The sequence below is a fragment of the Chryseobacterium sp. DT-167 genome (genome assembly GCF_058310155.1).
Window position 1 is genome coordinate 1 of record NZ_JBZEEQ010000103.1, and the last position, 578, is coordinate 578.

Annotated in this window: 1 protein-coding gene; it reads right to left on the reverse strand. The window is 67.8% G+C overall.

Features of this window, described 5'->3' with window-relative positions; genetic code table 11:
• A partial coding sequence (locus tag AC4FQ5_RS19985; protein ID WP_491146422.1) for a MurR/RpiR family transcriptional regulator occupies window positions 1–482 on the reverse strand: 482 nt, incomplete at its 3' end.
• Window positions 483–578 lie beyond the last annotated feature (96 nt).

Consider the following 578-nt stretch of genomic DNA (forward strand, 5'->3'; position numbering starts at 1 on the left):
AGGTCGAGCGCGACGATTGCGCTCGCGCCGACGCCGTAGAGGTCGACGCGTGTCGCTCCCGTGATGACGGCGACGGCACGCTCGAGCGCGGCGACGTCGAGCGTCTCGGCGGTGTCGGCGATCGAGAGCGACTCGTTCGCGGCGATCTTCGCGACGATGTCCTCCATTCCGTCGGTGGGGGAGATGTCGGACGCCGGAGCGTGCGCCTCCGCCAGTGCCAGTCGTTCGCGGAGATTCTGTTCCGTGAGGTCGTGGCGGAAGTCCTTGAAGCGGTCGTAGCCGATGCGGCGCGTGAAGCGCACGACCGTCGTCGTCGAGGTCGTCGCGAGCTCGGCGATCTCCGCGATCGAGTGCGTCGCGAACGACTCGGGGTCGGCGAGCAGGGCATCGGCGATGCGGCGTTCGGAGGGACGGAGCTCGGGGAGGTGGGCGCGGACCTCGGCGAGGACGGCGCGAGAGGCGGGGCGGGCAGACGGGGTCACGGCGGCCCTCCTTCCAGTGGGTTCAGCGTATCGGTGGGCGAAGTCCCTCGACCGAGGAAAGGAATTAAGTTACATACACGAAATCAATCGTGTAGT